The organism is Acinetobacter calcoaceticus DSM 30006 = CIP 81.8, from assembly GCF_000368965.1.
Taxonomy (GTDB): domain Bacteria; phylum Pseudomonadota; class Gammaproteobacteria; order Pseudomonadales; family Moraxellaceae; genus Acinetobacter; species Acinetobacter calcoaceticus.
Map to the genome: position 1 here is coordinate 448,833 of NZ_KB849778.1, position 13,745 is coordinate 462,577.

Annotated in this window: 17 protein-coding genes; 11 read left to right on the top strand and 6 right to left on the bottom strand. The window is 41.7% G+C overall.

The features are described from left to right. Positions 1-13: 13 nt before the first annotated feature. The 7 genes from F936_RS02200 (at position 14) to ahr (ending at position 4,973) form a co-directional block, all read left to right on the top strand. Entirely contained in the window at positions 14-751 is a 738-nt protein-coding gene (locus F936_RS02200) for a dienelactone hydrolase family protein (RefSeq protein ID WP_005044414.1), read from the top strand. Between the two features lie 184 nt (positions 752-935). Continuing rightward, a complete protein-coding gene (locus F936_RS02205; RefSeq protein WP_005037836.1) occupies positions 936-1,298 on the top strand; it encodes an HIT family protein in 363 nt (120 codons plus the stop codon). Positions 1,299-1,441: 143 nt separating this feature from the next. Then, positions 1,442-2,476, top strand: a complete 1,035-nt coding sequence (gene mutY / locus F936_RS02210; RefSeq protein WP_005044417.1) for an A/G-specific adenine glycosylase — start codon at positions 1,442-1,444, stop codon at positions 2,474-2,476. 47 nt (positions 2,477-2,523) lie between these two features. Beyond that, positions 2,524-3,060: a M23 family metallopeptidase gene (locus tag F936_RS02215; protein WP_005044420.1), complete on the top strand. Its 537-nt coding sequence runs from the start codon at positions 2,524-2,526 to the stop codon at positions 3,058-3,060. Between the two features lie 9 nt (positions 3,061-3,069). Then, positions 3,070-3,315 (top strand): hypothetical protein, encoded by a 246-nt coding sequence (locus F936_RS02220; RefSeq protein ID WP_001287364.1) that lies wholly within the window; start codon positions 3,070-3,072, stop codon positions 3,313-3,315. 30 nt (positions 3,316-3,345) lie between these two features. Next, the gene (locus tag F936_RS02225) at positions 3,346-3,906 is read left to right on the top strand and encodes a DNA-3-methyladenine glycosylase I (RefSeq protein ID WP_005044424.1); all 561 of its coding nucleotides are present in this window, start codon (positions 3,346-3,348) and stop codon (positions 3,904-3,906) included. Between the two features lie 38 nt (positions 3,907-3,944). Further along, positions 3,945-4,973 (top strand): NADPH-dependent aldehyde reductase Ahr, encoded by a 1,029-nt coding sequence (ahr, locus tag F936_RS02230; protein ID WP_005044425.1) that lies wholly within the window; start codon positions 3,945-3,947, stop codon positions 4,971-4,973. A 2-nt stretch (positions 4,974-4,975) separates the two neighbouring features. On the opposite strand, the gene F936_RS02235 is transcribed toward ahr, so the two are convergent. Next, positions 4,976-6,400, bottom strand: a complete 1,425-nt coding sequence (locus F936_RS02235) for an aminotransferase-like domain-containing protein (RefSeq protein ID WP_005044426.1) — start codon at positions 6,398-6,400, stop codon at positions 4,976-4,978. A gap of 90 nt (positions 6,401-6,490) precedes the next feature. On the opposite strand from F936_RS02235, the gene F936_RS02240 reads away from it, so the two are divergent. Then, positions 6,491-6,865: a hypothetical protein gene (locus F936_RS02240; RefSeq protein ID WP_005044427.1), complete on the top strand. Its 375-nt coding sequence runs from the start codon at positions 6,491-6,493 to the stop codon at positions 6,863-6,865. Here the strand turns inward: F936_RS02240 and F936_RS02245 are convergent. Continuing rightward, a complete protein-coding gene (locus tag F936_RS02245) occupies positions 6,849-7,751 on the bottom strand; it encodes a LysR family transcriptional regulator (RefSeq protein WP_005044429.1) in 903 nt (300 codons plus the stop codon). The two genes, F936_RS02240 and F936_RS02245, sit on opposite strands and share 17 nt — an antisense overlap. A gap of 120 nt (positions 7,752-7,871) precedes the next feature. On the opposite strand from F936_RS02245, the gene dkgB reads away from it, so the two are divergent. Next, positions 7,872-8,675 (top strand): 2,5-didehydrogluconate reductase DkgB, encoded by an 804-nt coding sequence (gene dkgB / locus F936_RS02250; protein WP_005044432.1) that lies wholly within the window; start codon positions 7,872-7,874, stop codon positions 8,673-8,675. A 4-nt stretch (positions 8,676-8,679) separates the two neighbouring features. Beyond that, positions 8,680-9,870 (top strand): MFS transporter, encoded by a 1,191-nt coding sequence (locus F936_RS02255; RefSeq protein ID WP_005044434.1) that lies wholly within the window; start codon positions 8,680-8,682, stop codon positions 9,868-9,870. Between the two features lie 41 nt (positions 9,871-9,911). Here the strand turns inward: F936_RS02255 and F936_RS02260 are convergent, their stop codons facing one another. Next, complete coding sequence (locus F936_RS02260; RefSeq protein ID WP_003654293.1) at positions 9,912-10,565, bottom strand: START domain-containing protein; 654 nt, start codon at positions 10,563-10,565, stop codon at positions 9,912-9,914. Between the two features lie 50 nt (positions 10,566-10,615). Then, on the bottom strand, positions 10,616-11,437 hold the full coding sequence (dapB, locus tag F936_RS02265) for a 4-hydroxy-tetrahydrodipicolinate reductase (RefSeq protein WP_003654295.1): 822 nt from the start codon (positions 11,435-11,437) through the stop codon (positions 10,616-10,618). 183 nt (positions 11,438-11,620) lie between these two features. Between dapB and F936_RS02270 the strand changes: the two genes are divergently transcribed. Beyond that, complete coding sequence (locus tag F936_RS02270) at positions 11,621-11,983, top strand: hypothetical protein (protein ID WP_005044436.1); 363 nt, start codon at positions 11,621-11,623, stop codon at positions 11,981-11,983. 114 nt (positions 11,984-12,097) lie between these two features. On the opposite strand, the gene dnaJ is transcribed toward F936_RS02270, so the two are convergent. Both dnaJ and F936_RS02280 read right to left on the bottom strand, forming a co-directional pair. Then, the gene (gene dnaJ / locus F936_RS02275) at positions 12,098-13,210 is read right to left on the bottom strand and encodes a molecular chaperone DnaJ (protein ID WP_005044438.1); all 1,113 of its coding nucleotides are present in this window, start codon (positions 13,208-13,210) and stop codon (positions 12,098-12,100) included. Positions 13,211-13,313: 103 nt separating this feature from the next. Continuing rightward, positions 13,314-13,691 carry a hypothetical protein gene (locus F936_RS02280; protein WP_003654304.1) on the bottom strand — a complete coding sequence of 126 codons (378 nt, stop codon included), beginning with the start codon at positions 13,689-13,691 and terminating at the stop codon, positions 13,314-13,316. Between the last annotated feature and the right edge of the window lie 54 nt (positions 13,692-13,745).

Genomic DNA, 13,745 nt, shown 5'->3' on the forward strand with positions numbered 1-13,745 from the left:
CAGGATTAAGGTTATGAGTACAGCAATTAAAACCCGTGAAATTCAATATACTGCACCAGATGGCAGCCATTTAATTGGTTACTTTGCTGCTCCAGATAGTGAAACACCTGTTGCGGGTGTGATTGTTGCTCCTGAATGGTGGGGCCGTAACGAATATACCGAACAACGTGCACGTGAGCTTGCTGAACATGGTTATGCTGCGCTTGCAATTGACATGTATGGTGATAAAAAAGTCACAACTACTGCAGCTCAAGCCTATGAATGGATGATGCAGACATTTGAAGAATTAGACACTGTCACCACTCGCGCAAATGCTGGACTTCAAACTCTTGCGGCCCAACCAGAAGTAAACGGTGAAAAACTGGCTGCAATTGGCTTTTGTTATGGTGGTAAAGTCGTGTTAGACCTTGCTCGCTCAGGTGCTCCACTGAAAGCAGTTGCAACATTCCATGGCACGCTAACACCTAAGGCACCTGCTCAAAAAGGCAACATTCAAGGTGAAATTTTAGTTCTTCATGGTGAATTAGACAGTATGGTCACCTTAGAAGATGTTGCTAATTTTGAAAAAGAGATGCAAGCTGCTGAGGTGAAACACGAGGTAGTGGTTTTAGAAGGTGCTAAACATGGCTTTAGTAACCCGCTTGCAGATGAAAGAGCTAAAGCGAACGGTGTAGACCTTGGCTACAATAGCGAAGCGGAAAAACAAGGCCTTGCTAAAATGTACGCTTTATTAGAACGTACTTTAAAATAAAAGAAGCGAATTTGGAGCAAATTGTTTATTTGCATTTGCTCCCTTAAATGTTTATGACTTTGCAATATTTTTACTGTATTTTTTAAACCATACTTCAATAACTATACTCCCGTTGAGCTAGAGCAAAGCCTAGTCTTATTTCCCGCACTCGGGGTTTAATGGAATAACATGAGAGGATACAACAATGACTGACAAGAAATGTCCGTATTGCGAATTTGATGAATATGACATCATTGATAAGAATGAATTTGCTGTAATTTTACCTGATTCTAATCCGCTATCTAAAGGCCACTGTGTGGTAACACCACTACGCCATGTTCGTTCTTTTTTTGACATTACGTCTAAAGAGCATCAAGGCCTGCTTACACTTCTTGAAATTGCACGCCACGAAACGCAGCTTCGCCATCAACCAGACGGTTTCCATATTAGCTTCAATGATGGTGAAGTGTTCGGACAAAATTCAGATCATTTCCACATTCATGTCATTCCGTACTACAAAAACCAGCCGTTGAAACTTGATCAGCGTTGGGGTGTACAAAAGGATTAATCCTTTTTTATTATTGAAACAGAGATCACGCTTTTTAAGGTCATCTCTGTTTTAACTGGTACTTGTACTTCACCTGCTTTAAACAAAATCTCCCCACAAATTTCAGCTATAATTTAACTCTTACTTTTCTTCTTTAGCTGTTCATGCCCGACTTTTCTTTTTCTGATGCCCTCTTAAACTGGTTCGATCAACATGGTCGTCATGATTTGCCGTGGCAAGTCGCAGATGATCCATACAAAGTTTGGGTTTCTGAAATTATGTTGCAGCAGACTCAAGTTAAAACAGTTCTGCAATATTTCGACCGCTTTATGGAGCGCTTCCCGACTGTAGAAGCTTTAGGTCATGCAACTTGGGATGAAGTAGCACCTTATTGGGCAGGTCTGGGTTATTACGCTCGTGCTCGTAATTTGCACAAGGCCGCAGGTCTTGTAACTCAGCAGGGAAAATTTCCTGAAACGCTAGAAGAATGGATTGCATTACCCGGCATTGGCCGCTCTACCGCAGGTGCGCTCATGTCTTTGGGTTTACGTCAGTATGGCGTGATTATGGATGGCAACGTGAAACGTGTCTTAGCCCGTTTCTTTGCTATTGAGGATGATTTAAGTAAACCCCAACATGAACGTGAAATGTGGAAACTAGCTGAAGCGCTTTGCCCAACCCAGCGTAACCATGACTACACTCAAGCAATTATGGACCTAGGTGCGACCATTTGTACGCCTAAAAAACCACTCTGTTTATATTGTCCAATGCAAGCACATTGCCAAGCTTACCAACAAGGCCTAGAACAAGAACTCCCATTTAAAAAACCTAAAAAAACACCACCCGTTAGAACAGCAGATGTTCTTATCATTCAGTGTGAAGATGAATGGTTCTGGCAACAACGACAATCTCATGGTTTATGGGGTGGTTTATTCTGTTTACCCATTTTAGAAATTGAACACGAACGTCTTAGCTTAAGTCAGCAATTTAAATTGCAACCTCAGACGCAAACCTTTCAGATCAGTCATAGTTTTACTCATTTTACATGGTTACTTAACGCTCACACGTTCCACGTGGAACCTGATCAAAAAGAACATCTGGCAATTGAACTCGAAGGACAATGGCTTAGTCCAGAACAAGCTGTTGCCAAGGGCGTTCCAACAGCAATGAAAAAATTGATCTCGACAAGCCGTTCATGACATATTGAGTAAAATAATTTTGATATGGCAGTGACAGGGAGTATTTTGTGCGACGTTTTGTTTCTCATTTCTCACTTGGTTTTTTAATTCTTCTATTGGCTGCCTGTGCCAGTGCACCTAAAAAACCAGCCCCACTCCCACCAGCTCAAGTCAGCAAGCTTAAAAGTATGCAACTCGCAAATCGACTTCCTGTACCTGTGAAAGGTGTCAACCGAGATGAGTTAAAAGATACGTGGGGAGCTGCACGCAGTCAGGGCCGTAGTCATGAAGGAATTGATATTTTGGCTCCACGTGGAACCAAAGTTTACAGTGCAACGGAAGGACTTGTTGCAGATCTTCGCAATAACAATCTCGGTGGTAAAGTCATCTGGATTTTAGGTCCAGCAGGAACATGGCATTATTATGCTCACCTTGATGGTCACAAACGTGGACTAAATGTCGGTGACTATGTCAAAAAAGGTGACCTGATCGGCTATGTCGGCAACACGGGCAATGCACGTTATACTTCACCTCATTTGCATTATGGTCTTTATCTAGATGGTAAAGGACGTGGTGCTGTTAACCCTTATTCTTATTTACGCTAGGAACATTGTATGTCGGAAGCGCTGATCAATCGCTTAGTAGAGTTTGCCGAGTCAGGCAATCAGCAAAAGATCATTTTAAATGGCAATAGCTATCAAGGCTGGATCATGGAAATCAGCGACGATGCCCTGCTAATCAGTACTGGTTTTTCAGATAAAGTAGGGAAAGACTTTTGGCTAAAGTTTGAAGACTTAACTCAAGCTGAACTGTATTATTGGGATACGCGCCCAAATGAATGGGTGTTATTTAAACTTTAAAATTCTAAGATAAATATAAGGAGCATCATCATGAAAACTCAACGCTGCGGATGGTGTTCCACTGATCCCCTCTACATTGCCTATCATGATGAAGAATGGGGCAAACCAGAACATGATGAAGCACGATTATTTGAGATGCTTTGTCTGGAAGGTCAACAAGCTGGCTTATCTTGGATAACCGTACTCAAAAAAAGAGAAAGTTACCGAGAGCACTTCTTTAATCACCCAATTGCAGATATCGCTTCATTCACAGATGACTTTTTAGAACTAAAATTATCAGATGCGGGTTTAATTCGCCACTTAGGCAAACTTAAAGCAATTCGTGATAATGCAATTGCTTGGCAAGCACTCAAAGCACAAGTCGGTGATGTCACTACATGGCTTTGGCAATTTGTAGATGCGGGCCCTCAACAAAACGATGTTGTAGATTATCGTCAGGCACCAGCACAAACCGAACTCAGTGTAAAACTTTCCAAAACACTCAAAAAGAATGGCTTCAAATTCGTTGGCCCAACCACCTGTTATGCTTTTATGCAGGCAGTGGGCATGGTCAATGATCATGAAAACAATTGTCAGTTTAAAGCTTCATAACCCACCATAACGGTTCAAATCCGCTTAAGGAGTTTCCGATGAGCAATAATACAATTCAAGCTTATGCCGCTATGCAGGCAGGTGAAAAACTGGTTCCTTACCAATTTGATGCAGATGAATTACAACCGCATCAGGTTGAAGTAAAAGTTGAATACTGTGGTTTATGCCATTCTGATATTTCTGTTCTAAACAATGAATGGCGTTCAACTGTGTACCCTGTTGTTGCAGGCCATGAAATTATTGGACGAATTGTTGCTTTAGGCTCAGAAGCCAAAGGTTTACAAATCGGGCAACGTGTGGGCATTGGCTGGACAGCGGAGAGCTGCCAAGCATGTGATGAATGTATTGGTGGTCAGCAAGTCCTTTGTACGGGTGAAAATGTTGCAACCATCGTCGGGCATGCTGGTGGTTTTGCCGATAAAGTACGTGCAGGCTGGCAGTGGATTATTCCCCTCCCCGATGATTTAGACCCAGAAAGCGCAGGTCCTTTACTTTGTGGCGGAATTACTGTTTTTGATCCGCTACTCAAACACAAAATTCAGGCAACACACCATGTAGGTGTGATTGGGATTGGCGGTTTAGGTCATATGGCCATTAAGCTACTTAAAGCTTGGGGCTGTGAAATCACAGCATTTAGTTCTAATCCTGACAAAACGGAAGAGCTCAAAGCAATGGGCGCCGATCATGTGGTGAATAGCCGCGATACAGAGGCTGTAAAAGCTCAAAAAGGTAAATTCGATTTATTGCTGAGTACCGTAAATGTGACTCTAAATTGGCCTGCTTTTATTGCAACACTGGCACCAAACGGAACCTTACATTTCTTAGGTCTTACGCTTGAACCCGTTCCTGTTTCTGTAGGTTCACTTATTGGTGGTGCTAAGTCAGTAACAGGCTCCCCTACAGGTTCACCTGCTGCACTGCGACAACTGTTAAAGTTTGCTGCACGCAAAAAAATTGCCCCTCAAATTGAGCTGTTTCCAATGTCAGAGCTTAATGAAGCAATTGAACGTTTACACTCAGGTCAGGCCCGTTACCGTATTGTGCTTAAAGCAGACTTTGCAGAATAAAACTAATTTACTGTTTTCATCTGTTGTCGCGACCATTCCGCCAAGTCACTAATTGCTTGGCGGACATCTGCTGTTAATTCATGACCCGCGTTTAACCGAATGAAATGTCGATATCGTTCATCCTCACCAAAAACATGACCGGGAACCACAGTAATTCCTTCGGCTTTCGCAGTGTAATAAAGCGCTAAGGTATCTACCTCCTTTGGTAATTGTATCCAAAGTGCATAGCCCCCTTCTGGCTGACTCAATGCAATTGGAAGGCCGTCAAAGGCTCTTAAAATACAACTGCGATATTGTTCGACCTGTCGCATCAGATTTGGCCGTAGCTGCTCTAAATGTTCTCGATAACCACGGCTATAAATAAAATCTGCCAGACCTAATTGTAGCGGTGTATTTACGCCAATATTACTTGCCAGTAGCTCAAGTCTTAAATGCTGTAGCTTTGCACTTAGACAAAACCACCCTACCCTATACGCGCTCGATAGCGACTTAGAAACCGACCCACACCAAATGACATAACCTTCTCGGTCCCAATAGCGAATCGGTAGCGGGCGTTCATTACTGTAACCACATTCACCAAAAATATCGTCTTCAATAATAAAGCACTGATATTTTGCAGCTAATTCAGCAATCTTTTGTTTTTCTGCATTACTTAAACAATAACCTAAAGGGTTTTGATAGTTGGCTGTCATCAGGCAAACCTTAGCCAAACCCTGCTGCATTAATGATTCTAAGCGCTCAAGATCAATGCCACGATGATGCGCAGGAATTTCAATAATCTGCCGTTTTAAACTTGCTAAAAGCTGTAGCTGCCCATTAAAAGTAGGCGTCGGGATCAAAATACTATCGCCTACTTCTGTTAGATGCTGAATGACTAACGACAAAGCAGGTATACAACCATTGGTAATGAAAATATCTTCTGCTGCGATGAAGATGCCGTCTTCACGCCAATGATCAGAAAGCGCTTTTCTTAATTGCTCATGTCCTTGTTTATTACAGTAGAGAAAGTCTTGTGGCTGACAATTTTTTAAAGCACGTTGAATAGAACGGCGTAAGCCTTCCACCGGAATAAAATGAGGCGTTAACTGAATCGAGCCTAATGGTACCAGATGGCTTTGTAAGGCGGCTTCTTGAATTTGGTTATGCAACTCCAGATTTGAGACTTGCCGAGGTAAAGACAAAAAATCGGGGCTATCAGGAATAGGACTAGATTGGGTTCTGGCAACCACAAAGTAACCCGATTTCGGCTTTACATAAATGAGTCCCCTCGCCTCGAGCAATTCATAACAACTTTTTGCCGTGCTTAAGCTAATAGTGTGCTGACGAGCAAAATCTCGTAACGAAATCAGCTTCTGATGGGGCTTGAGCTCATCTTGATAAATACGATGTGCTAATTGATTGGCGAGAACCTGATATTGGAAAGTCATTCTGTGCTGCTTTTTTAAAAATTTCTGTATCTGTACTGGTTTATAGAACACCTTTACGCTATATAAATCAACTCAAAGAGTAGCAAGATCATGAAATTAAAAGCTATATTGTTATTTACTATTGTTTTAGCAGGTTGCCAACCTCAACCAAAAAACGAACAGTACAGACATACAGTTTGCCAAAGTCTGATTGAGGGTTATTTAAAAATGACCAATCAACAAGACTACAAATTGGAGCAGCGCACTGATGATGAGGCCAGTACGATTTCTCATTATCAATATAAACGTAATAGCTCAAATGAAGTTGTGATGGTGAACTCGACCTATTCCAAATTATATTTTAGTTGCCGCCAACAGCAAAAAAGCTATTTTCTGGCCCAGCATTCATCAGAAGGACAAACCACTCCACTTCTAGAAGTTCATTTTCCAACTGATGGCTATGCTACTTTTAGAGAGCGTTTTTAAAACCATCTTTTAACTGTTCTGCCAAAAACTCAATGAATAAACGGATTCGTTTTGGTAGATGCTCTTGTTGATAATACACAGCATGGATGCTTTGATATTGATGTTCAATTTGATCTTCAAATAATGCAATCAATCGCCCTTCTTCAATATCTTTCCAAACTTCAAATTCAGATAGCCGTGCAATGCCATGACCTCTAATGGCGAGTTGACGTACCGTCTCTCCACTGGAAGCTTTAATTTTTGCTTGTGCGAAAAAATATTCATCGCCGACTTTAATCGGCCAGCTATTAATATAGGCAGGTCTGGTAAAACCAATCAGATCATGTTGTTCGAGTTCTTCTGGTTGTGTTGGAGTGCCCTTAATCGCTAAATATTCTGGACTCGCAACAATAAATAAGCGACTTTTACAAACTAGTTTGGCATGAAGACTCGAATCATTAAGCTCCCCAAATCGAAATGCCACATCCGTTTTATGTTGCAGCAAGTCAATCACCTGATCATTGCTATTTAATTCAATTTCAATATCTGGATAGCACTCACGAAACTTATGCATTAATGGTGCAATCACGTGTAAAACAAACGGAGTAGCCGAATCAATACGAATGAGTCCTGCCGTACCCTGATCAGATTTTTGTAGTTCTTCTTCAGCTGCATTAAGCTCATTTAAGATTTTACGGGCCTTTACCAGAAACTGTTGCCCTTCTTGAGTCAATTTCAACTTACGTGTCGTTCGCTCTAACAAGGTTACATCTAACTTAGTCTCTAAGCGTGTTAAAGAACGGCTTACCCCTGAAGGCGTTTGTTTTAAATGTTCTGCGGCAGCTACAAATGAACCTGTATCAATAATTGTGATAAAGGCAACAAGTTCTTCAATTGTTGATTTCATGGCTTATTCTATTATTGACTAATCATCAAAGATATTTTGCTTATTCATCTATTTTTTCGCAACAATAATCCGAGCAAAATGCACCTCAAGTTAAACAATTATTTAAATTCAGGTGAACACATGAATATCCCACGTTTTGGCCTAGGAACTTTCCGCCTAAAAGAACAAGTGGTGATTGATTCGGTTAAAAATGCTTTAGATGTAGGTTACCGTGCAATTGATACTGCTCAAATTTATGACAATGAAGCAGCGATTGGTCAAGCGATCGCTGAAAGCGGTGTATCACGTCAGGACTTATTTTTAACCACAAAAATCTGGGTAGATAATTTTGCTCAAGATAAATTTATTCCAAGCTTAAAAGAGAGCTTACAAAAGCTTCGTACTGACCATGTCGATTTAACGTTGATTCACTGGCCAGCACCAGACTTAGGCGTTTCGATTCCTGAAATCATGCAGCTTTTACTTGAGGCAAAGCAACAAGGCCTTACTAAACAAATTGGTATCTCAAACTTCAATATTGAGCTTACCCAACAAGCAATTGACACAATTCGTGCAGAACATATTGCAATTAATCAGATTGAGCTAAGCCCTTATCTTCAAAACCACAAACTTGTGAACTTCTTACAAGAGAAGAATATTGATGTCACTTCATATATGACGCTTGCGTACGGCAAAGTGCTTCAAGACCCAGTTCTAGCTAAAATTGCAGCAGCTCATCAAGCAACAACAGCACAAATTACACTGGCATGGGCATTGCAACGTGGTTTTGCAGTCATTCCATCTTCGACTAAACGTGAAAACCTGATGAGCAATTTAAAAGCACAGGATATCGAGTTAACTTCAGCTGAAATGCAAATGATTGCCGAACTTGATCGTAACAGTCGTGAAGTTAGCCCAGAGCCATGGGCACCAGTTTGGGACTAAACTCATGAACACTCAATCAAATATGGCGTTCTCGTTATTGGCATTGGCTATTGGTGCCTTTGCCATTGGCACCACTGAATTCTCACCAATGGGATTGTTGCCGAATATCGCTAATGATTTAGGAATTTCAATTCCAACGGCTGGAATGTTAATTACGGGTTATGCACTTGGCGTAATGCTAGGTGCGCCATTTATGACCCTCTGGTTTGGTGGTTTTGCACGACGTAATGCACTTATTTTTCTCATGGCGATCTTTACAGTAGGTAACCTGCTTGCAGCATTTTCACCAAGCTACATGAGCTTATTAGGTGCTCGTCTCATCACAAGCTTGAATCACGGTGCGTTCTTCGGGATAGGTTCAGTTGTAGCAGCGAGTATTGTGCCCGCACATAAACAGGCCAGTGCTGTAGCAACCATGTTTATGGGCCTAACTATTGCCAATATCGGTGGCGTGCCTTTGGCAACATGGGTTGGGCAAAACATTGGCTGGCGTATGTCTTTCCTTGCGATTTCGTTGCTCGGTGTCATTACCATGCTCGCTTTATGGAAAGCCCTCCCACAAGGTATGGTTGCCCAAAAACCAAACGTGAAAGCTGAGTTGAAAGTGTTAACGCGCACTCCTGTAATACTTGCGTTGCTCACCACCGTACTCGGTGCGGGTGCAATGTTTACGCTCTATACCTATATTGCGCCAAGTTTGGCTGAGTTTACCCATGCTTCACCTACCTTCATTACTTTTATGCTGATGTTAATTGGTGTCGGTTTCTCGATTGGTAACCATTTAGGTGGACGTTTTGCAGATTTGTCCATCAACAAAACCCTGATTGGTTTCTTGGTTCTGTTGATTGTAATGATGGTGACTTTCCCGATTCTTGCACAAAGTCAGATTGGTGCAGCCATTGCTTTAGTGATCTGGGGTGCAGCAACCTTTGCTTTAGTGCCTCCATTACAAATGCGTGTAATGTCCGTCGCTCACGAAGCACCAGGGCTTGCCTCTTCAGTAAATATCGGTGCATTTAACCTAGGTAACGCAGTAGGAGCAGCAGCAGGCGCGTTAGTACTCGATTTAGGTTGGGGTTATAGCGCAGTATCATTTGCTGGTGCATTACTGGCTGGGTTAGCTTTGTTATTGGTTTTATTCCAAATCAAACGCGAGAGCAGCCCTGCCCCAGCTTTACAACAATGTTCAGATTAATAAAAAAAGCGCCTGATCTCAGGCGCTTTTTTTAAAGTTATTTATTTTAAAATTTCTGGTAATTTCGGTTGTTCATAAATCGGACTGGTCACTTCACGCTTCATTTTAAGCAACATCTGGTAAGGTTGCTGTTGAACAAACATATTCACAAAACTTAATGGAATTGCACCAGCAGGATCAGCATAGCCACTGGTGGTTACTTTCACCTTATTATTTGCAAGTTTCTGGAATGTCCAATCACCTTCATAGCGTGTTAAGCGCACCACATCGGGTTGTATCGGATAATTTCCGCTAATTGCAGTATTTTTAATTGTCACAAGGCCATTTGCGGCCTTACTCATTTTACCTTTTACAACGACATCACGATCTTTCAAAGGAAACGGAAAATCCAACACCATGTAGAGTGTGAATTCACCTTTTTTCTCATCCTGAGACAGCATCTGAACCTTGCCCATATAAGGCACCCACTGATCGGCACGATTTACATCTAAAATCACGGCGACAGCGCGTTCAAGTGGCACATCAAATGTCGTTTCTGCTTTATATTGAAAGACTGGATTATCAGTCTTCTGATAGGTCCAGACTTTAATATTATTGCGGTCTAAGCTTAATTTAGCTTTTTCTGTAGAAGCAGCCCCCGTCCAGAGGCTACTTAAACAAAGAAGAGTGGTCAGGGCAATTTGTTTTTTATTCATGTTCTGCTCTATCTTTTTTTTCTCGCTACACATGGAATACGTACAGGGTTTTAAACCTGTACGTCGTTCAATCCTAAAACATCTTTCATGTCATATTTACGCGCTTCACGGCCCACAACCCATGCCGCAGCTCGCACTGCACCAGCAGCAAAGTTCATACGGTTAGTTGCTTTATGCGTCACTTCAACACGCTCACCTTCACCAATGAACATAACAGTGTGTTCGCCAACAATATCACCACCACGAATGGTTTCAAAACCAATCGTTTGACGATCACGTGGGCCTGTATGCCCTTCACGTCCATAAACAGCAACTTCTTTTAAGTTACGGCCTAAAGTATCTGCAATCGCTTCACCCATCATTAACGCTGTACCTGATGGCGCATCTACTTTATGGCGGTGATGAGCTTCAATCACTTCAATATCTACTGTATCGCCAAATACTTTTGCTGCAAGCTCAAGTAACTTGATTGATACATTTACACCTACTGAATAGTTCGCAGCGTAAACCACAGGTGTATGAGTGGCAACTTCGTCTAACTCAGCTTTTTGCTCATCTGACATACCTGTTGTGCCAATGACCATAGCAACCCCAGCTTCACGGCAAAGCTTCAAATGCTGAGCAGTCGCAACTGGTGCGGTAAAATCAATAATTACGTCGCAGTCTTTCAGAATCTCTGCCAAACTTCCTGAAACCTTCACACCCACTGAACCAATACCAGCAAGCTCACCTGCGTCAGTGCCGACCAAACTACTTTCTGGACGCTCTACCGCAGCAGCCAATTGATAGCCTGCCTGTTGAACTGCTTGAATAAGCGTACGGCCCATACGACCGCCTGCACCTAAAACACCAATGCGTGGAGCTGCTGACATAATCCTTCTCAATCTTCTGTTTTACGTAATTTGTCTACTATATCAAAACTCTTTGCTCACGATAAAAAGTAAAAATTATTTTTTAAGATCAGCTGAAATTTAATCTGTTTTCACAAAAGTTAAAGAATTGATCTGCACACTACTCAGCCACGAATGAAAAAAGATGACTATAAGGAGTTCAGCATGCATTCGAGAATTATTGGCTTAACAGCGATGATGGGGATTATGAGTTCAGTGGCATTTGCAGAGCCTGCAATCCAGCCAGGAGACACATTAGAAAGCTTATCTAAAGCACGCATTACAACTAACGTAAATACTCAAACAGCAACGCCTACAGCTCAAATTAGCATAGCAAGCGAGGCTAATACCAACGTTAAAGTTGAAGATATTGACCCGATTATTGGCGAAACAACGGCAGAAATACCAAAAGTAGCTGTACAGGCAGAAGCAGTAGCCGCACCAGTTATCGAAAATGCGCCTACTCTTGCTGCTAGTGAACCTACTGTAAGTGTTGACGACATTGATGTTGCTCACCCTACAGAATAAGCAGAAGTAATTTTCTTTTAAGCAGAATAAAAATAATAAGATGAATCAGCGCAATAAAAAGGCGGATATTTTATCAATATCCGCCTTCTTTTTAATTTCTTATCTAATCAAGCATTAATCAAACAAACGATCAAAGAATGATTTTTTCTTTGGTGAAGAAGCACTGTCTTCGCCATCAAAAGAAGCTTGCAACTCTTTAAGTAATTCACGTTGGCGAGCATTCAAGTTCACCGGTGTTTCTATCACAATACGGCAGAGTAAATCACCCACCATGCTGCTACGTACTGGACGAACGCCTTTACCACGTAAACGGAATAATTTACCTGTTTGAGTTCCCTCAGGAATCTTCAAGCTAACACGACCTTCCAATGTTGGAATTTCAATTTCTTTACCAAGTGCAGCATCAGCAATGCTAACTGGTACATCCATATAAAGGTCGGCACCATCACGTTGGAAAATTTCGTGTTCGCGAACAACCACTTCAACGTACAAGTCACCTGATTGACCATCACGAATTGCTTCGCCTTTGCCACTCAAACGTACGCGGTCACCATTATCCACACCCGCTGGAATTGTAACTTCCAACGTTTGCTGGCGATCAGCCACACCTGAACCATGACATGCCTGACAAGGGTTTTTAATAATTTTACCTTGGCCACGACAAGTACCACATGTTTGTTGTACAGAGAAGAAACCTTGCTGCATACGCACTTGTCCTGAACCATGACAAGTTTTACAAGTTTCAACATCTTTTGGATTTTTTGAACCTTTACCATCACACACATCACATGGTGCAGGAGCAGTAAAGGTAATGGTTTTTTTCACCCCTTTTACAGCTTCTTCAAGGGTAAGTTCCATTACATAGCGTAAATCTGATCCGCGACGTTGACGCTGTTGACGTCCACCACCACCGAATGCACCACCGAAGATATCACCGAACTGGCTAAAAATATCTTCTGCACTAAATCCGCCAAAGCCGCCACCACCGCCGCCAAAGCCACCTTCGAACGCATTATGATCCATGCGATCGTACATGCTACGCTTTTCGCTGTCCGATAAAACTTCATAAGCTTCAGCAGCTTCTTTAAATTTCTCTTCAGCTTCGGCATTGTCAGGGTTTCTATCAGGATGATATTTCATCGCCAATTTACGGTAGGCTTTTTTGATCTCATCATCACTTGCGGTTTTTGAAACGCCTAAAACCTCATAATAATCACGTTTAGCCATTTTTGGCGGTGCTCCTCACGGAATTTTATCAATACTCTATTGCCGACTAAATGGGGGGCTTTAGCCGAATTTACAAGGGGAAAATGTTTAAAAAATAGATATATTAAAAAACTGCCTTATTTTTTAAATATTTAGACAAGCCTTTTAACCATGCATTTAATAGAAATAACCACGCAATCGCGCTAAATACCACACCAGCAACCGTAGAGGCAGTTACCCAAAGATTACTGTCCCATGCAAAAAAGAAGAGCGGAATAAACCAGACCGCAGCAAAAATTGCCATACAAAGAAATAGAATCCCGTTTCGCATAATCCATAGTGCATGCGCATGAATCCAAACTTCCGCATTATCTACAACTGCTACTTTGCGAGCAACCAAATAAGCAAAGGCTGCAAAAATAACTGTAAACAATGCAAGAAACATGAACGCATAAGAAATTACAATATAACGGCGATGCTGTTGGATATGGTCTTGCCCCATCTGTATTTCACCTCAATTCACTGCATTTGCCTATTTTTTATGCAGTGAAATAAT